The organism is Methanoplanus limicola DSM 2279 (assembly GCF_000243255.1).
GTDB lineage: Archaea > Halobacteriota > Methanomicrobia > Methanomicrobiales > Methanomicrobiaceae > Methanoplanus > Methanoplanus limicola.
Map to the genome: position 1 here is coordinate 540,061 of NZ_CM001436.1, position 21,850 is coordinate 561,910.

The window sequence follows — 21,850 nt, forward strand, 5'->3', positions numbered from 1 at the left end:
AGTTTAAATCTCCATATTCATTATTTCCGGTATTTTATCAATAATATCGGATGCTAAAAGTCCGTTTTGGTATAGCCCGGCGGCCTTCTCTCCTGCCGCCCCGTTTATCCACGCCGAAATGCACGCTGCATCAAAAGCACTCATACGGCTGAAGAGTGCACCTGTAAGACCGGCAAGGACATCCCCTGTGCCGCCTTTTGTCATAGCCGGAGAGCCGGTCCGGTTGAAACGGACAGACCCTCCGTCTGATATTACATCAGTTGCACCTTTAAGAAGTACTGTGAGCCTGCCATCTGCACTTCCGGCGAAATTCCGGACTGACATCCCCCTGGCATAGAGATCCTTCGGGGGAAGACTTCCGGAAATTCTCTTAAATTCTCCAGAATGAGGAGTGATTATGGTTTCATTGCCAAATGGCAGAGGATAATTTAAGGCATCGGCATCAAAGACGACTTTTCTGAAATACGGCGCAATCTCCCGGATTACATCATGACTCTCATTCCCAAGCCCGCAGCCGCAGACAACGCAGTCGGAACTTTCGCCAAGGGAGATAAGTTCCTCCGTATGCTCCCCTGAAATTATCCCGCCGCTCAGAGGGCTGACAATCAGATCAGGGTAATGCATCATGCATGGTGTCGCAACACGGACTATATCGGCCCCGCCCCTTAAAGCGGAGAGAGCTGCAAGGTACGGCGCACCCTGGTACGGGCCGCCGCCGATTATCAGCACCTTCCCGCCCGCACCCTTATGTGAACCGCTCTTCTTCGCCGGAACCATAGTCAGATCGCCGGGACCTGTGTATATCTCGGCATCAAGCGGGATGCCTATATCCACAAACTCAGATTCAGGACTTTTGGGCAGGTGAAACCCGATTGTCCGGTCAGCATTAAACCCTTCAGTCGGAATATCGGCAGAGATTTTAACTGCACCCACCGAATCCGCAAGCCTGACCATCGAGAGATAAGGTTCCACAAGACCCTTTCTGGCCCCCGTGCCAAGCATAGCATCGACAATAACATCGGCTTTTGAAAAGAGTGACTCAGCCGCAATCAGGTCACCCGGGCATCTGATCCTGTGAACAGACACATCACAGTATAAAAGCGTCCTCAGGTTTGCCTCAGCATCAGGAGTCATATCTCCGAAACTGTAATACAGCAGATCCACATCGCAGACATTCTGAAGATATCGTGCGGCGACAAAACCGTCCCCGCCGTTGTTCCCGCTGCCGCACAGAATAAGAACCTTTTCGGGAGCATATTCCATAACAACCCCGGCAAGGCTCTTTCCGGCACTCTCCATCAGCTGAGAACCGGACACACCAAGAGCCATCGCATTTTTATCAATCGCCCTCATTCTTCCGGGGGAGACGACTCCCGTCCGCCTGAAATCCCTTAAACTGCCGTTGCTGTGCAGATCTTCTATCGAATCACTTCCAGCCTCATCCTCTAAAACCATACCTGCACTCCAAAAGTATCATAAAAAAATTCAATGAAAATATGACGATAAACACCATAAAATCAGATCATCATCACCTTCTCCGGACCGCCATTATTACTCCATCACAACCATTTTTCCGCCATCCTCACCAACCATTATACAATGGGTCTATACAGGGATGCACAGGAAGCGGCAGAAAAAATAAAAGAGGCTGAATCAGCCACAATAATATCACATATAGACGCTGACGGCATTGCAAGCGAGGCTGTGATGCGCCAGGCGATATCACGCGAAGCCATTGATGTCAAATCAGTATTTGTAAGGCAGCTCGAACCGCTTACGATGAAGCATGTGCCCGAAGACGACAGCCTGAAGATCTTCATCGATCTCGGCGCAGGGCAGCAGAACCTCCTTGAAGAGAGAGGCCTGTCAGAAAATGAAGTGATAATCATCGACCACCACATATCACAGGATACGGATACACCGTACTTCCAGGTCAACGGCTTAAATTACGGCTATGAAAAGCTCTCAGCCGCCGGAATAGGTTACTTCGTCGCAAAGAAGATAGACGACAGCAATACAGATCTTGCAAAGATTGCAGTAGTCGGCAATGTGGGCGATATGATGGCAAGGGAGCACTGCGGCCTCATCGGACCTGCAAGAGAAATTGTTGAAGACGGAGTAATGCACGGAAATATAATTGTTAAGGAAAATGAGCTTAACTGCTATGGGATATCCACAAGGCCGCTTCATTTCTGCCTGTCATACTCAGACGACCCGTATATCCCCGGCATCACCAACAATGCACGCGAGGCTGAAAACCTGCTCAGGTATGATGCAGGGATAGATATTAAGAAGAGAAACGGGAAATGGCTCGTCTGGGAGGACTTAAATCCGGAAGAGAAGCGAAGCATCATTTCAAGGCTTGCCCTGAGACTTTATAACGCCGGTGAACCGACAGACAGGCTGATGGCCGAGCATTACATATTCCCGGACGAGTTCAGATATTCTCCGCTCAGAAACGCCTCTGAGTTTGCGACCATGCTAAACGCCTGCGGAAGGTGGATAAAACCAAAGACCGGCAGTGCAGTATGCTGCGGTGACCGGGGAGAAGCCTACAGGGAGAGCGAGTACATGCTCAGGCACCACAGGAAGATAATCCGTGAGATGATGGAGTATATCATTGACAACGGAGTCACTGAACTCTCGCACCTCCAGTACCTCCATGTCGAGGACAAATTTCCGGATACGATAGTCGGCATAGGCGCAGGAATGGCACTTTCAAAACTTAACTGGCGCCTTCCGATAATGATTCTCTGCTACCTCAGGGACGAAAATGAGGAGGGGAAGGATTATGACGATGTCGTGAAGGTGTCCATGCGCACCAATGAGAGGATGGTCAGGGAAGGGGTCGATCTCCAGGCAGCACTCCAGATCGCATCAGAGAAAGTCGGCGGCGGAGGCGGAGGGCATAAAATAGCTGCCGGCGCATATATACCAAGAAGTGCAGAAGGGGAATTTGCAGAAAATGTCAATAGAATCCTCAGAGAACAGTCATCTTAAAAGGGCAAGAACAATCGCCTCATTCCAGTTCGGACGGGGCGCAGGAGAAGCGCTTTTTCCTGATGAATGCACATTTAAGCTTTCATCAACGAAGAGGATACGCTACGTAATGCTGAATAAAGAGAGGCTTGCCACGGTCAGGGCCGGAGACGGCAGGCTGACTCTGAGCAGGGAAGGAGCAAAGAGGCTGTACAGCTTTCTTGATGCACCTTCATGCAGGGTAACTGTCCTCACAGAAATTGAGGAGTTCATCATTAAAGGCAAAAATGCAATGGCAAAGCATGTGATCTCTGCCGATCCCGGCATACGGTCCGGAGATGAAGTGCTCGTCTGCAATGAGGAAGGTCAGTTCCTCGGCACAGGTAGCGCAATACTCTGCGGAAAAGAGATGGCTGCATTCAACTACGGCGTTGCCGTACAGATAAGAAAAGGAAACTGATTATTATGATACCAGGTGTAAATCCAAGACAGATGAAGGCAATGATGAAGAAACTCGGCATGAAATCCGAAGATATTGAAGGTGTCGAGAAGGTTGTCATATACACAAAATCAGGCAATTACGTCTTTGACAATGCTGAGATCGTTGCAACAACAATGCAGGGTATGACAACATACCAGATCAACGGCGAGCCAAGGTTTGAAGAGGGCGAGGCTGAAATTCCGGACGAGGACATCGCACTTGTAAGCGAACAGGCACAGGTTAGCAGAGAGGAAGCTAAAGAGGCCTTAAAAGCAGCAGGCGGCGACATCGCCGAGGCAATAATCAAACTCTCAGAATAAGGCGCCGATATAACATTAAATGATAGAAGAAAACGACCGCATACTTCTATGCGGGAGAAAAAGAGAGTACTTCGTCACCGCAGGAGAGGGCAGGTTTTCAACAGACAAGGGAATTCTGGAGCTTTCAGAACTTGTCGGAAAAAATGCAGGAGATGAGATAAAGACACATCTCGGTGACCCCTTCAGGATTAAGATCCCGCGTCCGACCGACTTCTTCTCTTATGCAAAACGGACAGGCGCCCCAATGCTTCCAAAAGACATCGGGCTTGTCATTGCATATACCGGAATGAACCATAAGGACAGGGTGCTTGATGCCGGAACGGGAAGTGCAATTGCAGCCATCTACTTTGGCGGAATTGCAGAGAGCGTCGTTACATGGGAGCAGAGAGAGGAGTTCGCCTCCGTATGCAGGAAGAACATAAACGATGCAGGACTTTGCAATGTCGAGGTCAAAACCGGAGATGTGCTTGAGGAGAAAGGAGTTTTTGACATAGTTCATCATGACCTCACCATAACTCCGGAGCATATCGTCCATGCCTTTGAATGTTTAAAACCGGGCGGGTACCTTGCAGCATATACACCGTTTCTTGAGCATACATTCACAGTGATTGATACAGCAGAAGATCTCTTCACGGAAGTTGTATGCCACGAGACGATAGGGCGCGAACTTACACGGACAAAGAGAGGCACAAGACCGTCAACAAGGGTCTGCCATTCCGGCTACATCACAGTCTGCCGGAAGTAAATTTACTTTTTTTAAGCGATTCAAAGAACTTTCCCGCCATTATCTGATAAAATGGCCAGGAATATCTGCCGGTTATTCCGCAGTTGCCGATTCCCGTGATCTCAGGATATGGCGGTTTGATTGAGAACAATATTTACCCGATGGGGTTTTACGAATAACTGAAAGGCGCATGCATCACATAATCTCAATCAAGGATTTTGGAAGGGAGGAGATAGACTCCCTTCTGGACAAAGCGGAAGAGATCCGGAATAAGGGTATATATAAGAGAACCCTTGAAGGAAAAATTGCCGCAATGCTGTTTTTTGAACCGAGCACAAGAACAAGGATGTCCTTCACATCGGCTTTAAACCGGTTGGGCGGGGTCGCAATAACGGTTGACAGCGTTGAGGGAAGTTCGATATCAAAGGGTGAGACGCTCTCCGATACAATAAGGGTTGTCAGCAGTTATGTTGATGTGATTATCCTCAGGCATCCAAAAGAAGGTGCGGCCAGGATGGCATCTGAGTTCTCATCCGTCCCCGTAATCAATGCAGGGGACGGTGCAGGCCAGCACCCCTCACAGACTCTTTTAGACCTCTATACAATCAGGGAGAATATGCCGCTTGACGGTATTGATGTCGGCCTTCTCGGGGACTTAAGATACGGACGAACGGCTCATTCACTCGCCTGTGCACTCACAAATTACGATGCCGTCCTGCATACTATAGCACCCCCCGGACTTGAGATGCCCGATAGCCTGATGAACGACCTGAGAGAGAAGGGACTTGAGATCATTGAGCACGAGAACCTTGAATCTGCGGTTAAGGAGCTTGATGTCCTCTATGCCACACGGATACAGCGTGAGAGATTCCCGGACTCGGCAAGTTTTTCAAGTATTGCAAATTCATACAGGATTACTCCGGAAATTCTTGAGGGTGTGAGAGACAGTCTGATCCTGATGCACCCACTCCCCCGTGCAGGCGAGATAGACCCTGCGGTTGACAGCCTCCCTTATGCAAAATATTTCAGGCAGGCCGAGAACGGGATTCCGGTAAGGATGGCCATGCTCGAGGAGACGATATTATGAGCGAAAAAGCGCCTGAAGAAGGCCTTATGATAAGTCCGATCCGTAACGGAACTGTAATAGACCACATCTCTCCCGGAGAGGCGTTTCATGTACTAAGAATTCTTGGCATAACCGGCACAACAGAGGAATGCCTCTCCATTGCAACCAATGTGGAGAGCAGACTTTCGGGCTTAAAGGATATAGTCAAGATCTCAAACCGGGAACTTAAGAAGGAAGAGGTTGACAGAATTGCACTTATTGCGCCAAAAGCTACAATAAATATTATAAGAGATTTCGGAGTTGCTGAGAAACTTACCGTACAGATTCCAAAAAGGCTTACAGGCGTTATAAAATGTCCAAATCCCGGATGTATCTCAAATTCAGACGAACCTATTTTAAGCAAGTTTAAGGTTGAGGGCGGAACTCTCAGATGCCACTACTGTGACAATGTGATCACAAGGGATATTGCATATTATATTATTTAATTTTACATATTTTTTATGAACCTGCAATACTCTTCAAACGCCGTTTTTCTTGTTACAACATCCATATAACCATCAGATTCTATCCATTTCATCAGCTCTGCAGCGCGCAGCACTGCCCATGGATGAGTCATACCAAACGTAGGACTATATTCTATGGTCCCTTTGATGTAACGATTTACGATCATGGCAGCAGAAAGCCCACGACTTTAGTCGTGGGATGAATGCGTCTATATCACGACAATAACTATATATTCTTACCTCTAGATAATTATACTGTTGGCAAAAAAAGAACGCTGGACTCATGCGAATACCTGCGTATATAATATTGGGTATCATATTATTTGGTGTCCTAAATATAGGCGAAATGTCCTACAACCAGATGTTGCAGTAAGGTTGAAAGAGTTATTGCATGAAAAGGCATCTGATATTGATGTGATAATTGAAGTTATGGAAATCATGCCGGACCACCTACATTTATTTGTTAAAACAAAACCAACTGCAAGCCCACATTGGGTTATTCAGCAATTTAAAGGTTATACTTCAAGAATTTTAAGACAGGAGTTTAGCACATTGAGAACCCGTCTTCCAACATTATGGACCAGAAGTTATTATTGTGAGAGTTGTGGTCATATTTCAGACGAAATTGTAAAAAAATACATCGAAGATCAAAAAAAGAACTAATTATGATTCTGACCTATAAAATCCGTCACAATCAGGACTTCACTGAAGACCTAAAAAAAGCCTTTAAAGTAGCGGAGTTTGCAGTCAGGAATCCAAAGTGCAGGTCTTCTAAAGCAGTTAAAGATATTGGATTAAAATCAGCAATATCTAACCAAATATTGCGGAAATATGGTAACCAGAAAAAGATTAAACGAGTACATAATGTAAATTTAGTTATTCCAAATCAATCAATCAGAGTCGATAAAGATAATCGGATTATCAAAATAGTTCCATTAAAATTAACATTGAATTATCAATTCCCTGATTTTGAGAAAATAAATCAAATTGAAATTGATAAAGAGTTTGCTTATATATCGTGCACCGTCAAAGAAGAGTCCGAGATGATACCCTCTGCATTTATAGGGGTTGATCGGAACACTACGGGCCATATTGCTGTATTGGCAAATCCAGATACTGGAAAAATTGAAAAGCTTGGTAAAAAAGCACTTCATATCCACAATAAATATTCTGCAATTCGTAAACGACTTCAAAGACAGGGAAAATTCAGACAATTGAAGAAGATAAAGGATAAAGAATCCCGAATTGTCAAAGATTTAAACCATAAAATAAGTCGCAGGATTGTTAATATTGCTAAAGAACAAAATGCAGGTCTTGTATTTGAAGATTTAAAAGGGATTCGTAACTCCCGGAAACAGAGTAAATCGTTTAAATACGCCTTGAACAGTTGGTCATTTTATCAACTACAGTTATTTGTAGAATATAAGGCTAAGCTGCTTGGCGTTCCGGTGTATTATATAGATCCTGCATATACATCTCAAAACTGTTCAATTTGTGGTAAAATAGGAATTCGTAACGGAAAAGAGTTTAAGTGTCCACATTGTGGCCACGTTGATCATGCTGATGTAAATGCTGCATTCAACATAGCAAATCGTCAAAAAAGCATGGTTGATCGTGTACAGAAAGAGATGTACACGATGGGAGCACTGATACCCCACGACGCAATGTTTGAAGAATGTCAAACAACGTCAGAACCCCACGTGCTTTAGCCGTGGGAGTATGTCAGTGTCTGGTAATCATAATCTTTAAAATCCCTTGCCTGCCGGATAAAATCACGGGGATCAATCTGATCTTTCTGTGAGACCGGGATCCCGTCAAGCTTCATAGATGCTCCTGCGGCAGTCATTATGTCCTGACAGGCAAGAAGCCCCGCACGATCTGCTGTGAATTCACTCATGCGTGACCAGTAGAGCAGGGCAACCTGAGCAGTAGTAGTGATAAGAGAACCAATCCCAAGCGTTACGTCACTGAAAACACCTCCCATCAGCATCAGGATTTTAGCAGTCTGCCGGTAGAGCATATGGCAGCTCCTGGCGTGTCCCATCTCATGACCGATGATGAAGAGAAGTTGGCACAGTCGGAGCTTTTAGTGATACATAAGCGGGAGACTGATTTTTCAGACAGTTCCACTCCATCAAAACTATTATTACCCTTTATATATCCATATGTTAGTATGTCATCCATAACAGTAAGTCTTTCAGAAGAAGCATATGGCAGGCTTAATAAATGGAAAAAAACTGAGGATGAGAGCTATTCAAGTATTATTCTACGATTAATCCCGGAAGTCAGAACATCAGAGGAATTTCGTAAGGCCCTTGACAGAATAGGTTCTATTTCCGATGAAGATGCTGATATAATGGCAAAGAGCGTAGATGAGGATTAAATGATCATCCTTGACAGTACTTTTTTAATTGATTTAATCAGAAGTCAAAACAGTGTCAAACATAAAAGGGCCATGGCATTCCTTGATGATATTCTAAACGGGGAAAAAACGGTAAGTACTACCTTTATAAATATTTACGAACTTTACAAGGGAGCATATAAAACAGTAAATACTCCGGATTCCATAAATAAAATAAATGAAATATTAAAGCTTATTGTGGTAATTGATCATTCTGATGATTACTACGTCAGATTTGGAGAACTTTCAGCTGAGCTTGAGAAAAGAGGGACGCCAATCGGAAAATATGACGAAATTGTTGCCGCAATTGTTCTCCAGCACGGAGCAAAACTTGTTACCAATAACACAAAAGACTTTGCAAGGATAATCCCACGTTCAGAAATAATTAACCATTAGAGGCTGTTGCGCAGTTATTTTCCAATGAACAATGAGGTAAATTAGCCCAATAAATGAGCGATTAATACTTGATTTCAGCTAATATACTTCAAATAATTTATACAATTGTCCACAGAATTTCATTCGTGCAACAGCCTAATTGACTGTTGTATAATTTCATCGCATTAAGTATCAACCATCACCCAATGTTACAATTTATATGGATGCTTTTGATCTGATCCGGGTGGTGATTCCGGACAGGAAAACACCCATCTATCCAATATAAATACAATACAGGCATTATTTTCATTATGTTAGATGATTTCCCAGAAAAGTTAAAGTCATTCATCCTCAGTCCGGCTGAGGCATTCAGAAAAGTTAAGGATGGAGATACCGGAGAGGCCCTCGTGTATTATGTCGTGCTTCTCGTCATATACTCGGTTTTATCCGGAATTGTAAACTACTTCAGGATTGACCCGATAATGGAGGCGCTCTACTCAACAGTTCCTGCCGGAACGGTTGCAATCTTTGACATAATGTCCATTATATACGGAATTGTCGGAGGAATTGTCGGATTTTTCATAATAGGCATCATAATTCACCTCTTTGTCCTTATTGTGGGTGGAAAGATGGGTCTTGAGCAGACATTCAAATCTGTTGCATATGCCTCAACACCGGGATTTTTACTTGGATGGATACCTGTAATCGGAATATTATTTGCACTCTATGGAATAATCGTTCAGATAATCGGTATCAGGGAGCTCCAGGAAGTTTCAACCGGAAGAGCAACCCTTGCTGTAATGCTCCCGGTGATAATACTCTTCGGACTGATCTTTATTGCGATATTCTTCTTCCTCTTCGCAGTTGTTGCTGCTACAGGCATGGCAGCGTAAGGCAAAAGAAGAAAATAAGTGGATTTATCCCCACAAAATCTATTTTTTATTCACAATTCTGCCTTTATTGTCAATCTCGCCGTTCCAGATCCTTGTGCTTGAGATCCATTTTCCGTCATCAGCAAGAACGCAGGTTATCTGGTGAAGGTCAACCTTCTTTTGCCCCTTCTCCTTTCTGATCTGATTGATCTCAACTCCGGTCTTAAAGGTCTCCTCACTGACAACAAGGGCATCAAAGTCAGACTCAAGGGCCGAACCAAACCTGTCATTTAAGACCTCAATCTCATACCTGCCACTGTAACCGGCAGAGTTAAGAAATTCCGTAAGTTCAGACTTACGGACCTCAAAAGGCCTTATAGGGTGTGACTTCCTGTTTGCAAAACCATCAGCCGTAAGTCCGACTGTCACAAAACCATTCCTTCCGGCGATCTCAAAAGACCTCTTCAGCAGTTTCTTATGACCATCGTGAAGGGGATCAAAAGTTCCTCCTACCATAACCTTCATTGAACCATAAGGTCAACTTATACACTATTATGAGTAGTGATACTCCGAAAAACTCCACTGAATTTGTGGCCGGCAATGCCACAATTGTAGGAGACGTCAACCTTGGGAAGAAAACCGGGATATGGTTCGGCGCAGTCCTCAGGGCAGACAATGATTCAATAACAGTCGGTGACGGATCAAACATACAGGACAACTGCGTGGTCCATGTATCAGATAAACACCCCGTAACAATAGGAAAAGACGTATCAATAGGCCACGGAGCAATAGTCCACGGCTGTACAATCAAAGACAGAGTCCTTGTGGGAATGGGGGCGATAATCCTCAACGGCGCAGAGATAGGTGAAGACACAATAATAGGCGCAGGTGCAGTTGTAACCGAGAATAAGGTAATTCCGCCGGGATCACTTGTAATGGGAGTTCCCGGAAAGGTAATCAAAGAGCTGACAGAAGAGCAGAAAATAAGCATTGAGAGGAATGCAGAGATTTACAGAGGTCTTGCAGAGAGGTACGCCAATGAATGAAGTTGCTGTCATAGGTGCAGGTGTTGCAGGCATACAGGCAGCCCTTGACCTTGCTAACCACGGGATAAAAGTCCACCTCATAGAGCGTGAGCCTACAATCGGAGGACACATGGCTCAGCTCGACAAGACTTTTCCAACAAATGACTGTTCCATGTGCATACTCTCGCCAAAGATGGTGGATGCAGAGAGAAATGAGAATATCGTCCTGCATACAATGACCGAGGTGGATTTCCTCGAAGGTGAGGCCGGAAATTTCAACCTAACCCTTGTAAGGCACCCGCGTTACATTGACCCTGTAAAATGCACAGGCTGCGGCGACTGCATGGAGGCATGCCCTGTTGAGGTTTACAACCGGTATGATGCAGGCATAGGTGTCAGAAAGGCCATATACAAACCACATTCACAGGCAGTCCCGAATATCGTTGTCAGGGATGCTGAACACTGCATAGAATGCGGCATGTGTTATGATGTATGCGGCCCGGAAGCTGTCCTTCACACCGATGAGGACAAAAAAGAGGAGTTCACCATCAATGTCTCCGCAATCGTTGTCGCAACCGGATTTGAGACCTTCAATCCGGTTGAAAAAGGGTCACTTAGATACCTTAAAATCCCGGATGTGATCACAAGCCTTGAATTTGAGAGGATGATCTGTGCCAGCGGGCCGACAGGTGGAAAGCTCAGGAAACTCTCAGACGGAAGAACACCCGAATCAATAGTATTCATACAGTGTGTGGGATCGAGGGACATGCAGCTGAGAAGGCCGTACTGTTCATGTGTCTGCTGCATGTACGCAATAAAGAACGCAATTCTTCTGAAAGAGAAAAATTCGTCGCTCGACATAAAAATGCTCTACATGGACATCAGGGCATACGGCAAAGGCTATGAAGAGTATTACGAGCGGGCAAAGCAGCTTGGAATTGAGTTCATACGCGGAATACCTGGTGAGATTATAGACGACCCAAAAGGTGAGATCACAATACCGGTTGAGAATACCGAAACCGGAGACATCCTGCAACTAAAACCCGACCTGGCAGTGCTCTCAGTAGGAATGCAGCCGGCAAAGGGTGCTGAGAGACTTGCAGACATACTCGGCCTGAAGAAAGATGAGAGCGGATTCTTCGCCGCTCCTGACCTGAAGTTAAATCCGGTTATATCAAACAGACCAGGCATATATATAGCAGGCACGGCACTCTCACCAAAAGATATACCTGACAGTGTCATGCAGGGTGAAGCCGCCGCAATGAAGGCATTTATTGATGCCATTAAGGCATAATTTTTTAGATATTTTATGACAGAAAGAACAATATTCTGGGATTATGCCAGCAGGAGCATTTCCCTTATAGATCAGACACTACTTCCGGCAGAATACAGATTTAAAAAATGCAGCACTGTTGAGCAGCTTGCAGAGGCCATAAGAAGGCTCGAAGTAAGGGGCGCACCGGCACTTGGCGTTGCCGGAGGTCTTGGCATTGCCCTTTCAGCAGCAGTATCTGAGAGCACAGATAAGACCGGAATGTTAACAGGTCTAAGAAGAGATGCAGAACTCCTGAAAGCCACAAGGCCGACAGCAGTAAACCTCGCATGGGGCATTGAGAGGGTGCTTAAGACGGCAGAAGGCTGCGGTAACCCTGAAGAGATAAAAGAGGTCACCCTGAGAGAAGCAGAGGCGGTCGGAGACGAAGATGCCGCCATGTGCAGGATGATAGGAGAAAACGGTGCAGAACTTCTCCCTGACAGGTGCACCGTCCTTACACACTGCAATGCCGGTGCACTGGCATGCTCAGAATGGGGCACAGCACTCGGAGTAATAAGATCAGCCTGCAAAGCCGGAAAGGAAGTCTCGGTTATATCATGTGAGACAAGGCCCTTAAACCAGGGTTCACGCCTCACAGCATTTGAACTCTCACGTGACGGAATTCCGGTAAAGACAATCACAGACTCATCCGCAGCAATGCTTATGAGAAAGGGCCTGATCGATGCAGTGATCGTTGGCGCCGACCGGATAACCGATGACGCGGTCTTCAACAAGACAGGCACATATATGCATGCGGTCTGTGCAAAGCACCACAACATTCCTTTCTACGTTGCCGCACCATACTCCACATTTGACCCGGAACTCTCGGAAGCCGATGTTGAGATTGAACTGAGATCAAGGGACGAACTTGCATTCTGCGGCGATAAGATGCTCATGCCCGATGGCGTTGAAGCATTAAACTACGCCTTTGACCCGACACCTATGGACCTGATTACGGCTGTCATCACGGAGAAAGGAGTATTTAAACCACCTTTTGACAGAAATGAAGCTCTGCCAGGACGAAGAGATATTTAAACCAATAAAAACCAGTTTTTTGTAAATATGTTATCCGACATTTCAATATGGCAGAATCTGATGATAATGATAGGTGAGGCCACAATCATAATAATTGTCGGAATGTTTCTCCTCTCATTTCTTGTTGTGGCAATCTCATTTTACTCAATAAAGAACGGCCAGTTCTATTTCCCTACAATTCTTAAGCCCGGACTTGTGATGACAGAAGGGTTTGCAAAGGGGATATGCAGGTTCTTCGGGCTTGACGACCAGGAGCTCGTCACTTTCTTCATAAGACTCCACAACAAGATGAACACAGTTCCATTCTCAAAAATACCATATAACAAAAGGGCAATATTTCTCCCACAGTGTCTGAGAAATGCACAGTGCCCTGCACACCTGACGCCCGAAGGGCTTGTCTGCCGGAGATGTGGCAGGTGTGAAATAGGAGCACATATAGACGAACTGGAAAACCTCGGCTATATGGTATGGATTGCTCCGGGATCGACCCTCATAAAGAGAATGGTAAAAAAATACAGGCCGGAAGGAATAATCGGCGTAGGATGCCTCATGGAAGTCAAAGAGGGTCTTGAGCTTACCGATAAAATGTCAATTGTCGGTATGGGAGTATTAACCGCAACAGACGGGTGTGTTGAGACTACTATGAACTGGAATGACCTCCTTGAAGTCGCTCTTCTCAGCAGCCCGGAGTAGCCTCTTCAGGAAAATCATTATTGGCAGCAGCATCGGCTCTCAGCACTTTAACCTGCCTGCCGAATAATTTCCCGGACTTTACTTTTCCATACACAAAAAGTGTTCCTTCGCATTTTACATCACCCACTTCAATTCCGGGTCTGAGAATCACATCACCGCCGGCATTTATCGAAGATATCCTGGCCCTGTCGCATACTGTAACACTGCCGGAGGCATTGACAGGGCCTTTAATCTCAGTACCTGAGCCGATCACAGCTTCACGGCATGTTACCCGTGAGCCTACCGTAGAATTGGGGCCAAGCTCAAGCCTTCCGTCCACAACAAGTATCCCCCAGAAATGAGTGCAGGGTGGGACAATAAAATCGCCGTTAATCTTAACATTGCCCTCAAAATATGTCCCTTTTGGTGCGATGTAAGTATTTCCGTCCCGGTAAATCTTCATTGATTAAAATGGTTTCTCAATTTGTATTAATATTACCCTATGAGAAGAGCAGAAAGAATGAAAATCACCACCGCAAGAAACATTCCGTTCTTTAAAATTCCGGTTGCGCCCGATCTTTTTAAAGTGCCGGAGTCGTCACCTGACATAACGCCCTTAACTGCACCTGCCATAATCACAGCATCGGCAACCAGAATCAGAAGGATATAATATAATCCCCACCACCTGAAGACCGGCATCAGACTGATAATTACTGCGATCAGAGCGAAAACAAACGCCAGAACGGATGATTTATAAATTCCGGTGTACATCGGAAGCGTCTTTACACCGCCGGCTCTGTCACCCTCGACATCCTCAGCGTCCTTAAGTATCTCCCTTGACAGAATCGCAAAGAAGGTAATAAGGGCTACAGGGAAATTGTTGATGAGGCCGGAAAGCCCATACAGTGCGCCCCCGAAGAGAAATATGCTTGCAGAGAGATAGGAGACCGAGATATTCCCTGCAAACGGAACTCCTTTAAGCTTCATTGCATAGAGAACAAGAAGAAGAGAATTTACAGAGGCTATTATCAGGCAGAGAAATCCTGCAAAGAACGAGATTGAGATTCCTGCTGCAAAGAGAACTGCGCTGTATAAGAGAGCACCCTTCGGACTGACGCTTCCGGACGGAATCGGCCTCTCAGGGCGGTTGACTGCATCAATCTCCCGGTCATAATAATCATTGATGACATTGCCCGCAGCAGTAATCATAGCTACAACAGGAATCAGTATAAGGTATTCAGCCGGACTGTCACCCGGAATTGTGCCCTTTGCAATTATTATGCCGAGAAGAACCGCAAAACCGGCAAAGAGCGAGTTTACCGGCCTTGTGATTTTTATATAACCTCTGTTCATTTTGTTCTATAGTAATAAGGGGGAATTCAGATTAATGTAACTTCTTTTTAGTCTGTCACATGAGCCTGTGATCGTTTTTGTCCGTTAACCAGGAGCTGAAAAATAATCACAAAAATGTCTTTAGAAAGCAATAAGGTAATAATTACGGGCTTGAGGGGATTCGAACCCCTGACTTTTAGCTTAGGAGGCTAACGCCATATCCAGGCTAGGCCACAAACCCACAGAAATAAAGCACACCCTGTGCCAATATAGATTGTACAGGATAAGGTATAAGATTTCCTAATTATAAGTTTTTAGGATATAATGGATCTTGTTGAAGTAACAGAGGGCACCACAAAATTTCTGGTGCCGAAACAGGACAATACTGAGAAATTTCCGCCCGGAACAGCGCCTGTTTTCTTCAACAGGCGCATGGAAATTAACAGAGACATAACCGTTTTACTTATGAAATGCCTCAGCCCGTCCACATATCTTGACGCAATGGGCGCAACTGGTGTGCGTGGTTTCCGCGCAGCCCATGAATGCGGCATTGAGACCACAATAAACGAGAAGGACTCTGATGCAGTCGCACTTCTTGAATATAACAGTGAGACATACTGCCGGAATATTGAGGTAGTTCATTCGGACGCGAAGGTTATAATGAACGAGAGGCGGTTTGATGCAGTCGATGTCGATCCCTTCGGTTCTCCTGCGCCTTTTCTGGACTCAGCTTCAGGATGTGCAAAGAGGTTTTTATTTGCCACAGCGACCGATACCGCACCGTTATGCGGAGCGCACCTTAAGGCAGGAATACGCAGGTATGCCGCAAGGCCGCTGAATACTGATTACCACAGTGAAGTTGGCCTCAGGATTCTTCTCGGTTATGCCTTAAGGGAGGCGGCAAAGTATGACAGGGGCATTGAACCTTTATTCTCCTTTGCAAGGGAGCATTTTGTAAGAATCCACCTTAAGATGACAAACGGAGCAGGAAGGGCAGATAAAGCGCTTGAAAATCTGGGATATATCCACCAGTGCCCAAAGTGCCCGTACAGGGAGGAGGAGAAGGCAGTATTGCCGGAGAGAAGAACCTGCCCGGACTGCGGAGCAAGACTCACCCCCGCCGGTCCGCTATGGCTTGGTGCCGTGTCAGATACCGGAATTATCCGGCAGATGACGGAAATTCTGCCTGAGACTGAGTTAGGCTCTAAAAACCAGATAGAAAAACTGCTAAATACCTGCATGAATGAACTGCCTTCATCGACATTTTACGACTACCACAGGCTTGCAAAGACCTGGAGGGTATCGCCAAAGGCCATTGATACCGTCATTGAGGAACTCATAAATTCCGGTTGGAAAGCCTCAAGAGTTCATTACGCAGGCACCGGAATAAAGACGGATGCTCCTTTAAAGGAGATTAAAGAGATATTGTGCCGGAGATAAAAATTCATTTACCAATACCCCCATATCTTAAATAGGCAGTTCAATAATATTATAGACAGTAATATTACAGAAACAAAAAAATATTCATTTTGCTTATATTCATATATACAGGCAGAGACTGATCGCTTAATTTACATAAGGGGCGGATATTAAGCAGATCAGATAATTCTGTAAAATTAAGGACGGGGATTTCAATAAACAGGATATATTCAGATAATGCCGGATTAAAAGAGGTATTAATCGTAGAGAACGATGATGTAATTGCCTCCCTTATTGAGAGATTTCTCAACCAGAAGGATTATCTTGTAATTGATAAGGTTTCAAAAGGTGAGGATGCCATTAAGAAAGCAATCAGGCATCTGCCGAAGATTATTATAATGGATGTAAATCTTGATGGGAATATAAACGGAATTACAGCGACAAAATATATCACATCACTCTTCAATATCCCGGTAATTTTCATCTCCGGAGATAACATCATGAAACTACCGGATGATGTTGCATCAGCAGGTGCTGCATGCCTCCTCTCAAAGCCGTTCGGTGCCGGAGATCTCTGCGTCAATATTGAGATTGCACTTAAAAATGATGCACTGCTGAAAAAATCCAATAATTTTGCGTATAACAAGACCGGAATTCTGGCATGCCAGTCTATATCAGAACTTGACGCCTATTTCCTGCTGGATGATATGGGCAGAATAATATTTATGAATCCCTATGCGGAGCACCTGATTAATCAGGATGAGAGCCGGGTGCTGATGAATTCGATAAATAAATTCATTCTCTTCTATGACACAAAAACGCATGAGCCGATACTGGATACATATATGAATGTGGTCAGGGAGAGTATACTCTTTGGCGGAAAGACAAATATCGCTATTAAGACAACCAAAAACGGATATAAACACGCCAGTGTGAGATCTATGGTGGTCAATGATCCGTTTGGGAATAAGGTAGGGACATTTTTTAAAATCCACTTCAAGTCAAAAGGCGAGATTGACGTAACCGGTTCTAAGAAACGCTGACCACCTGACAATTCTCAGTTTCCGGCAGGAAGGTCCTATCATAATCCAGGGATAGTTCAGAGATAATACGCCGCCGGAGAAATATCCGGACGGGATGATACCCATCCGGAAATCACCAGGTTAAAATATAATATTTTCTTTCCCGACCACTTATGCCCTTGTTACAACAGTAAGTATATCCCCGTCACAGAGTTCATGCGGAAGACCTACACGCTGGGCATCGTGCTTTACTGAGTCACCCCATACCTTGGCATACCTGAACTTCTCCACAAAATCCCGGTGGAGTTTGTTGCATACCGATTCTACGGTTGCCGGTTCTCTGATAATTAAAGGCTCTTCCATATCTGCCTTTCCTCCTACCGGTTTTAAGTAGATCCTGATAAAGCCGAGGTTGTCATAGATCGAATCCTTCAATTCTTCGACATTATATCCGCTGTGGGCTGAGATCATAACCGGCGGAAGGCCAAACCTCTCTGTGACGTCTGCGTCAATCTCCTTTCTGGTCTCAGCGTCAACGAGATCGATCTTATTGATTGAGAAGAAGGCGGGGATATAGACGCGGTTGCCAAACATGGCATCTATGAAGTCGTCCTGATCTACACTGCCTCTGACAAGTACGTCAGCATTCATTATCTTGTTCTCTGCAAGGATTGCCCTGATTTCACCAAGGTCAAGATCGGAGTTGCCCACCGAGTTGAACCTGATTCCACCGCTTGAGGTCTTTTTGATTGTAATATCAGGTTTTTCCTTGTTGAGTCTTATCCCTGCATCATACAGTTCCTTTATAAGGACATTGACATGCTTTTCATTGTACACATCGCCGAGAAGAAGGATTAGATCTGCACCTCTTACAACCGCAATTACCTCTTTTCCGCGGCCTTTGCCCATCGCAGCACCGGCGATAAGTCCGGGGATATCAAGAATCTGAATATTTGCCCCTTTATGCTCCATCGCACCCGGAATTACGGAAACTGTGGTGAAGGCGTAACCCGCGGTTTCACTCTCAGTGCCTGTAAGTTTGTTCAGGAGTGTTGACTTTCCGACTGAAGGAAAACCAACCAGGACGACTGTACCGTCACCTGATTTCTTTACATTATATCCTTCGCCGCCTCCGGACGATGCCATTGCCCTTGTGACGGCATCATCCCTGAGCCGTGCAACCTTTGCCTTCAGGCGGCCGATATGGTGTGATGTCGCTTTATTGTATTTTGTATTTTTAATTTCATCCTCTATTTCCCGTATCTGCTCCTCAATTGAAGACATAATTCTGGTTATTATGGGACAGGAAAATACTTAATAGGATGGATGAAGGATGCAGTTATTTACCGGAGATGTGATGAGGCCACATGACAAATGCGGGCAATATAGACCAAAATTTAAATAAATTGATTAAATTGGGCTTTTCCGCCAGGCAGCATAATTTTTGGTTTTATGAGATATATCGGAGGTTGTGGTGCGCTGTTATGAATGTGGATGACAAAAAATAATATGCTACCAAAAAAAAGGGCTGTATAAACTATCTGACGGAATCATCATATTCCGGTTAAGAACTTAGTGCCATTGAAATGAATCATATGTTCAGGGCTGTCAGAGATCCAGACCTCAGTCTCCCAGGCGATATCTGATATATACCGTCTGAATGTCTTCTGATCAGGAAAAGCTGTCATGTATATCTTCAGGCTGTCATGACCAGTTAATGCTTCATCTATCTCGGTTATCCTCTTGGGCGTCATTGGTCCGTGTGAAGTGACAGCCTCAATTAAGAATAACAGATTCCTCTTCTCTTCATAATATACGACATCGGGGAGATTTTCATGTTTTTTTACAGGGAATTTCAGTCTCCGGATCAGAACTTCATTCAGATAAAGCATTTTATCCGAAGTGTCACCGACATAGAGAAGTTCTGCATCGCTGAAAAATTCCGGCTTTAACTTCTGAATGATATCAATCTGAAGCTGATTGTGTTTTCCGGGAGAAAACTTCAGTTCCACACCCTCAGTGTTTACCGTTAACTGGTGCTTTCGTCTTCTTTTATTATAGGCATCAACAAGACTGCCATTATTTAAGATGAAGTCATCCACAGAAGTCTCAAATTCATCTGTACCATAACTATGAAGAACATTCAGCAGATCTCTGGTTGCGGCATAATCTGTCTTTGGGCTGTTTGTCGGTCTTTTTGGGTCATCAATATTTTTAATCAGCAGACCGGCCTGTTCAAACTGATGAATTGTCTGTCTTCTGATAGTTTCTCTTGAATTTTCTGCATAATCTACATTATAATTTTCCCGGATGAAATTCATAATATCATGAATTATTATTGATCTCTGAACGGCTTTGCCCCAGTCTGATCCCTCTTTCAAACCAACAATTGCAAGAAGGGTAAGTGCAGATCTATCATTTAACTGTGCCTTTGGAATACCCAGTTTATTCAGTATCTCAAGTGCTTCATCAGTCTTTGCCATTGTATTAACTCCTGTATTTCAGGCATTTAATCAGATCATTATCAATACCAAGGATATTTCCAACAATCTCATCCGGATTTGCGGATGAAACCTCCGTTAAATCCCGGAATTTTGATCCTATATCAGTTATAAAAGAGATATCCGGAACTGGAAGAATATTAATTTCTGACGCATTCACCTGGGTATTCCCGTTCATTGCCCTGAAATAGAGATCTATTAATTTTGTATTCAGGAAGGCAGTCAGGCCGAATGTCTCATCCTCAGAGAGAAAACCTTTTGGCCGGTGAATGTAATTCAGATGGTTTTCAAAACCGATCATCTCATAATTACTGAAATCTTCTTTGAGGAAAGGTGTTGCAGAGAGACGCCTCTTCTGTTCTTTGGAAGTAAAACGCTTAATCAGGACGTAATTTTTCACAGGCAGAAGAATACCGGCAGTTGTTGAATTTACCTCAATGGCACAGGGTTTTTTTAACCCTTCAACAGGCCAGATTATCTCTTTGCCCTGAAAATTCTGCATCCAGAGAAGAGGGGCATCTTTACCTTCAGAATAATTATCCCTCAGATTTTCTTTTGTCCTGAAATCAACCACAGGGCCGGTTGACATCCTAAGCCCGAAATCACTCAGGGTGTATTTCCATGAATCCACAAGTTCAATTATCTTCAGTTCTGTTTCTGAAGTTGGAATCCGGATAATGTTTTCATCAGCTCTGTTAAAGATCAAATCTCTGTAAGGCACTTCTATCTGATGACCGTCAGTGAAGAGATTGTCATATGAACTGCTTATAAGGGAGGAAGGGCACATTTCAGCCTTTGTTTTAACTGCATGAACTATTACATTCTCCTGAAGAATGGAATCATTCAAAAACCGGTTTTTTCTTGACTCAAAATTATGTATCCGATCAATGCAGGTGTATTTAATAAACCAGTTCCTGACCTTTCTGTAATATAACCCTGAGCAGAAGCTTCTGGGTGTAATAAATACAATATCTCCGGAATCTTTCACCATATGGGCTGAAAGAGCCATGAAAAGACCATAAATATTCGGCTGACCTGACAGGAAATCCTTCATTATAAGAGCCTGAGAGGACTGTTTATTAATCTTGTAATATGGTGGATTGGAGATTACTGCATCGTAGCAGAAGAGATCTTTTTCCCGGAACAAAGAGCCTTTTTCAAGATATTGCTCATTATGAAGTATAAAATCCTCATCAATGATATTAAACTGAAATCTGTGTCCTTCTGCCTGCAAAAAGTTCCGGCAGTTCTCCATAACCTGTTTCAAAGATGGAATTACCAGAGGATCACACTCAAAGGCATCAACCCTGATATTCATCGGACTTTCTGCTTCATTCAGTATTCTCTGGCATACTGCTGAGAGCAGGTTTCCGGTTCCGGCTCCAGGGTCCATAAGAGAAAATTCAGCCATATCAGAGTTGTTATCACAACCGGAAATATTGCTTTTACCGGGATTAATATTGATAAATCCGGCCATGAACACTGCCGTCTCTTTGGGGGTGAAGATCTGTCCTATCTTCTTCCTCTCATCTATTGAAATTCCGGCTGAATGCTTTAAAGATAGATCTATAGCCAGATCAATCAGACTGAAAGAATCCTGATTATCATCCGGAACAGTTAAACCTGAATTTTTAAATCCTTCAGCCGGAGAATTCAGAGAGGACATCTGTATTAATATTGTACTCCGTTTTTAAAGATATTGGGTGTCGGGGAAAAAGAAATATTCCCAACACCCCATAAAACATAGGTAATATTGCAGATCAGATAAATTAACAAAGCAACACCTAAAAAATATATTAATTGGTATT

Annotated in this window: 26 protein-coding genes and 1 tRNA gene; 17 read left to right on the top strand and 10 right to left on the bottom strand. The window is 44.4% G+C overall.

Annotated features, from left to right (window positions below):
- Nucleotides 1–3: 3 nt before the first annotated feature.
- Nucleotides 4–1,455, bottom strand: coding sequence for a bifunctional ADP-dependent NAD(P)H-hydrate dehydratase/NAD(P)H-hydrate epimerase (locus METLIM_RS02550; RefSeq protein ID WP_004076319.1), 1,452 nt, complete (start codon nt 1,453–1,455; stop codon nt 4–6).
- Nucleotides 1,456–1,599: 144 nt separating this feature from the next.
- Here METLIM_RS02550 and METLIM_RS02555 point away from each other — a divergent pair, with 144 nt between their 5' ends.
- From METLIM_RS02555 to pyrI, 6 genes are all read left to right on the top strand, one after another.
- A complete protein-coding gene (locus METLIM_RS02555; RefSeq protein WP_004076320.1) occupies nt 1,600–3,000 on the top strand; it encodes a single-stranded-DNA-specific exonuclease RecJ in 1,401 nt (466 codons plus the stop codon).
- Nucleotides 2,966–3,439, top strand: a complete 474-nt coding sequence (locus METLIM_RS02560) for a PUA domain-containing protein (RefSeq protein ID WP_004076321.1) — start codon at nt 2,966–2,968, stop codon at nt 3,437–3,439. Before METLIM_RS02555 ends, METLIM_RS02560 begins: the two co-directional genes overlap by 35 nt.
- 5 nt (nt 3,440–3,444) lie before the next feature.
- Nucleotides 3,445–3,780, top strand: coding sequence for a nascent polypeptide-associated complex protein (locus METLIM_RS02565; RefSeq protein ID WP_004076322.1), 336 nt, complete (start codon nt 3,445–3,447; stop codon nt 3,778–3,780).
- Between the two features lie 19 nt (nt 3,781–3,799).
- Nucleotides 3,800–4,525: a methyltransferase domain-containing protein gene (locus tag METLIM_RS02570; protein ID WP_004076323.1), complete on the top strand. Its 726-nt coding sequence runs from the start codon at nt 3,800–3,802 to the stop codon at nt 4,523–4,525.
- Between the two features lie 169 nt (nt 4,526–4,694).
- Nucleotides 4,695–5,591, top strand: coding sequence for an aspartate carbamoyltransferase (gene pyrB, locus METLIM_RS02575; protein ID WP_004076324.1), 897 nt, complete (start codon nt 4,695–4,697; stop codon nt 5,589–5,591).
- The gene (pyrI, locus tag METLIM_RS02580; protein WP_004076325.1) at nt 5,588–6,055 is read left to right on the top strand and encodes an aspartate carbamoyltransferase regulatory subunit; all 468 of its coding nucleotides are present in this window, start codon (nt 5,588–5,590) and stop codon (nt 6,053–6,055) included. The genes pyrB and pyrI overlap by 4 nt, the downstream gene beginning before the upstream one ends.
- A gap of 2 nt (nt 6,056–6,057) precedes the next feature.
- On the opposite strand, the gene METLIM_RS16415 is transcribed toward pyrI, so the two are convergent.
- Nucleotides 6,058–6,240 carry a hypothetical protein gene (locus METLIM_RS16415; RefSeq protein ID WP_157202212.1) on the bottom strand — a complete coding sequence of 61 codons (183 nt, stop codon included), beginning with the start codon at nt 6,238–6,240 and terminating at the stop codon, nt 6,058–6,060.
- Between the two features lie 91 nt (nt 6,241–6,331).
- Between METLIM_RS16415 and tnpA the strand changes: the two genes are divergently transcribed.
- The gene (gene tnpA, locus METLIM_RS02585; protein WP_004076326.1) at nt 6,332–6,736 is read left to right on the top strand and encodes an IS200/IS605 family transposase; all 405 of its coding nucleotides are present in this window, start codon (nt 6,332–6,334) and stop codon (nt 6,734–6,736) included.
- A gap of 2 nt (nt 6,737–6,738) precedes the next feature.
- The gene (locus tag METLIM_RS02590; RefSeq protein WP_004076327.1) at nt 6,739–7,782 is read left to right on the top strand and encodes an RNA-guided endonuclease InsQ/TnpB family protein; all 1,044 of its coding nucleotides are present in this window, start codon (nt 6,739–6,741) and stop codon (nt 7,780–7,782) included.
- On the opposite strand, the gene METLIM_RS02595 is transcribed toward METLIM_RS02590, so the two are convergent.
- Nucleotides 7,779–8,093 (bottom strand): M48 family metalloprotease, encoded by a 315-nt coding sequence (locus tag METLIM_RS02595; protein WP_052300869.1) that lies wholly within the window; start codon nt 8,091–8,093, stop codon nt 7,779–7,781. The genes METLIM_RS02590 and METLIM_RS02595 overlap by 4 nt on opposite strands.
- Between METLIM_RS02595 and METLIM_RS17290 the strand changes: the two genes are divergently transcribed.
- From METLIM_RS17290 to METLIM_RS02610, 3 genes are all read left to right on the top strand, one after another.
- Complete coding sequence (locus tag METLIM_RS17290; RefSeq protein ID WP_004076328.1) at nt 8,094–8,456, top strand: antitoxin VapB family protein; 363 nt, start codon at nt 8,094–8,096, stop codon at nt 8,454–8,456.
- On the top strand, nt 8,457–8,870 hold the full coding sequence (locus METLIM_RS02605; RefSeq protein WP_004076329.1) for a type II toxin-antitoxin system VapC family toxin: 414 nt from the start codon (nt 8,457–8,459) through the stop codon (nt 8,868–8,870).
- A 290-nt stretch (nt 8,871–9,160) separates the two neighbouring features.
- Nucleotides 9,161–9,742, top strand: a complete 582-nt coding sequence (locus METLIM_RS02610; RefSeq protein ID WP_004076330.1) for a YIP1 family protein — start codon at nt 9,161–9,163, stop codon at nt 9,740–9,742.
- Nucleotides 9,743–9,781: 39 nt separating this feature from the next.
- Here the strand turns inward: METLIM_RS02610 and METLIM_RS02615 are convergent, their stop codons facing one another.
- Nucleotides 9,782–10,246: a phosphopantetheine adenylyltransferase gene (locus tag METLIM_RS02615; RefSeq protein WP_004076331.1), complete on the bottom strand. Its 465-nt coding sequence runs from the start codon at nt 10,244–10,246 to the stop codon at nt 9,782–9,784.
- Between the two features lie 29 nt (nt 10,247–10,275).
- Between METLIM_RS02615 and METLIM_RS02620 the strand changes: the two genes are divergently transcribed.
- Genes METLIM_RS02620 through METLIM_RS02635 form a run of 4 tightly spaced genes read left to right on the top strand, consistent with a single transcriptional unit; the run spans nt 10,276 to nt 13,789 of the window.
- Nucleotides 10,276–10,767, top strand: a complete 492-nt coding sequence (locus tag METLIM_RS02620; protein WP_004076332.1) for a gamma carbonic anhydrase family protein — start codon at nt 10,276–10,278, stop codon at nt 10,765–10,767.
- Entirely contained in the window at nt 10,760–12,040 is a 1,281-nt protein-coding gene (locus tag METLIM_RS02625) for a CoB--CoM heterodisulfide reductase iron-sulfur subunit A family protein (protein ID WP_004076333.1), read from the top strand. Before METLIM_RS02620 ends, METLIM_RS02625 begins: the two co-directional genes overlap by 8 nt.
- A 15-nt stretch (nt 12,041–12,055) precedes the next feature.
- A complete protein-coding gene (mtnA, locus tag METLIM_RS02630) occupies nt 12,056–13,096 on the top strand; it encodes an S-methyl-5-thioribose-1-phosphate isomerase (RefSeq protein ID WP_004076334.1) in 1,041 nt (346 codons plus the stop codon).
- Nucleotides 13,097–13,156: 60 nt separating this feature from the next.
- Complete coding sequence (locus METLIM_RS02635) at nt 13,157–13,789, top strand: DUF116 domain-containing protein (RefSeq protein ID WP_157202213.1); 633 nt, start codon at nt 13,157–13,159, stop codon at nt 13,787–13,789.
- On the opposite strand, the gene METLIM_RS02640 is transcribed toward METLIM_RS02635, so the two are convergent.
- The 3 genes from METLIM_RS02640 to METLIM_RS02650 all read right to left on the bottom strand — a co-directional run bounded on the left by METLIM_RS02640 (nt 13,773) and on the right by METLIM_RS02650 (nt 15,341).
- Nucleotides 13,773–14,231, bottom strand: coding sequence for a polymer-forming cytoskeletal protein (locus METLIM_RS02640; protein WP_004076336.1), 459 nt, complete (start codon nt 14,229–14,231; stop codon nt 13,773–13,775). The genes METLIM_RS02635 and METLIM_RS02640 overlap by 17 nt on opposite strands.
- A 32-nt stretch (nt 14,232–14,263) precedes the next feature.
- A complete protein-coding gene (locus METLIM_RS02645) occupies nt 14,264–15,121 on the bottom strand; it encodes a geranylgeranylglycerol-phosphate geranylgeranyltransferase (RefSeq protein WP_004076337.1) in 858 nt (285 codons plus the stop codon).
- A gap of 145 nt (nt 15,122–15,266) precedes the next feature.
- Nucleotides 15,267–15,341: transfer RNA gene (locus METLIM_RS02650), tRNA-Arg, on the bottom strand.
- Between the two features lie 83 nt (nt 15,342–15,424).
- On the opposite strand from METLIM_RS02650, the gene METLIM_RS02655 reads away from it, so the two are divergent.
- Together METLIM_RS02655 and METLIM_RS02665 are read left to right on the top strand one after the other, a co-directional pair.
- Nucleotides 15,425–16,540: a tRNA (guanine(10)-N(2))-dimethyltransferase gene (locus METLIM_RS02655; RefSeq protein WP_004076338.1), complete on the top strand. Its 1,116-nt coding sequence runs from the start codon at nt 15,425–15,427 to the stop codon at nt 16,538–16,540.
- Nucleotides 16,541–16,779: 239 nt separating this feature from the next.
- Nucleotides 16,780–17,562 (top strand): response regulator, encoded by a 783-nt coding sequence (locus METLIM_RS02665; protein ID WP_281034220.1) that lies wholly within the window; start codon nt 16,780–16,782, stop codon nt 17,560–17,562.
- A gap of 150 nt (nt 17,563–17,712) precedes the next feature.
- Here METLIM_RS02665 and METLIM_RS02670 read toward each other — a convergent pair whose 3' ends face one another.
- The 3 genes from METLIM_RS02670 to METLIM_RS02680 form a co-directional block, all read right to left on the bottom strand.
- Nucleotides 17,713–18,825, bottom strand: a complete 1,113-nt coding sequence (locus METLIM_RS02670; RefSeq protein ID WP_004076340.1) for an OBG GTPase family GTP-binding protein — start codon at nt 18,823–18,825, stop codon at nt 17,713–17,715.
- A 269-nt stretch (nt 18,826–19,094) separates the two neighbouring features.
- The gene (locus METLIM_RS02675) at nt 19,095–20,024 is read right to left on the bottom strand and encodes a BsuBI/PstI family type II restriction endonuclease (protein ID WP_004076341.1); all 930 of its coding nucleotides are present in this window, start codon (nt 20,022–20,024) and stop codon (nt 19,095–19,097) included.
- 4 nt (nt 20,025–20,028) lie between these two features.
- Complete coding sequence (locus METLIM_RS02680) at nt 20,029–21,708, bottom strand: Eco57I restriction-modification methylase domain-containing protein (protein ID WP_004076342.1); 1,680 nt, start codon at nt 21,706–21,708, stop codon at nt 20,029–20,031.
- Nucleotides 21,709–21,850 lie beyond the last annotated feature (142 nt).

What these genes read in the sequence shown, in the direction of transcription:
- METLIM_RS02550 (WP_004076319.1), bottom strand. Translation starts at nt 1,455, where the DNA reads ATGGTTTTAGAGGATGAGGCTGGAAGTGATTCGATAGAAGATCTGCAC.
- METLIM_RS02555 (WP_004076320.1), top strand. Translation starts at nt 1,600, where the DNA reads ATGGGTCTATACAGGGATGCACAGGAAGCGGCAGAAAAAATAAAAGAG.
- METLIM_RS02560 (WP_004076321.1), top strand. Translation starts at nt 2,966, where the DNA reads ATGTCAATAGAATCCTCAGAGAACAGTCATCTTAAAAGGGCAAGAACA.
- METLIM_RS02565 (WP_004076322.1), top strand. Translation starts at nt 3,445, where the DNA reads ATGATACCAGGTGTAAATCCAAGACAGATGAAGGCAATGATGAAGAAA.
- METLIM_RS02570 (WP_004076323.1), top strand. Translation starts at nt 3,800, where the DNA reads ATGATAGAAGAAAACGACCGCATACTTCTATGCGGGAGAAAAAGAGAG.
- pyrB (WP_004076324.1), top strand. Translation starts at nt 4,695, where the DNA reads ATGCATCACATAATCTCAATCAAGGATTTTGGAAGGGAGGAGATAGAC.
- pyrI (WP_004076325.1), top strand. Translation starts at nt 5,588, where the DNA reads ATGAGCGAAAAAGCGCCTGAAGAAGGCCTTATGATAAGTCCGATCCGT.
- METLIM_RS16415 (WP_157202212.1), bottom strand. Translation starts at nt 6,240, where the DNA reads ATGATCGTAAATCGTTACATCAAAGGGACCATAGAATATAGTCCTACG.
- METLIM_RS02590 (WP_004076327.1), top strand. Translation starts at nt 6,739, where the DNA reads ATGATTCTGACCTATAAAATCCGTCACAATCAGGACTTCACTGAAGAC.
- METLIM_RS02595 (WP_052300869.1), bottom strand. Translation starts at nt 8,093, where the DNA reads ATGCTCTACCGGCAGACTGCTAAAATCCTGATGCTGATGGGAGGTGTT.
- METLIM_RS17290 (WP_004076328.1), top strand. Translation starts at nt 8,094, where the DNA reads ATGGCAGCTCCTGGCGTGTCCCATCTCATGACCGATGATGAAGAGAAG.
- METLIM_RS02605 (WP_004076329.1), top strand. Translation starts at nt 8,457, where the DNA reads ATGATCATCCTTGACAGTACTTTTTTAATTGATTTAATCAGAAGTCAA.
- METLIM_RS02610 (WP_004076330.1), top strand. Translation starts at nt 9,161, where the DNA reads ATGTTAGATGATTTCCCAGAAAAGTTAAAGTCATTCATCCTCAGTCCG.
- METLIM_RS02615 (WP_004076331.1), bottom strand. Translation starts at nt 10,246, where the DNA reads ATGAAGGTTATGGTAGGAGGAACTTTTGATCCCCTTCACGATGGTCAT.
- METLIM_RS02620 (WP_004076332.1), top strand. Translation starts at nt 10,276, where the DNA reads ATGAGTAGTGATACTCCGAAAAACTCCACTGAATTTGTGGCCGGCAAT.
- METLIM_RS02625 (WP_004076333.1), top strand. Translation starts at nt 10,760, where the DNA reads ATGAATGAAGTTGCTGTCATAGGTGCAGGTGTTGCAGGCATACAGGCA.
- mtnA (WP_004076334.1), top strand. Translation starts at nt 12,056, where the DNA reads ATGACAGAAAGAACAATATTCTGGGATTATGCCAGCAGGAGCATTTCC.
- METLIM_RS02635 (WP_157202213.1), top strand. Translation starts at nt 13,157, where the DNA reads ATGATAATGATAGGTGAGGCCACAATCATAATAATTGTCGGAATGTTT.
- METLIM_RS02640 (WP_004076336.1), bottom strand. Translation starts at nt 14,231, where the DNA reads ATGAAGATTTACCGGGACGGAAATACTTACATCGCACCAAAAGGGACA.
- METLIM_RS02645 (WP_004076337.1), bottom strand. Translation starts at nt 15,121, where the DNA reads ATGAACAGAGGTTATATAAAAATCACAAGGCCGGTAAACTCGCTCTTT.
- METLIM_RS02655 (WP_004076338.1), top strand. Translation starts at nt 15,425, where the DNA reads ATGGATCTTGTTGAAGTAACAGAGGGCACCACAAAATTTCTGGTGCCG.
- METLIM_RS02670 (WP_004076340.1), bottom strand. Translation starts at nt 18,825, where the DNA reads ATGTCTTCAATTGAGGAGCAGATACGGGAAATAGAGGATGAAATTAAA.
- METLIM_RS02675 (WP_004076341.1), bottom strand. Translation starts at nt 20,024, where the DNA reads ATGGCAAAGACTGATGAAGCACTTGAGATACTGAATAAACTGGGTATT.
- METLIM_RS02680 (WP_004076342.1), bottom strand. Translation starts at nt 21,708, where the DNA reads ATGTCCTCTCTGAATTCTCCGGCTGAAGGATTTAAAAATTCAGGTTTA.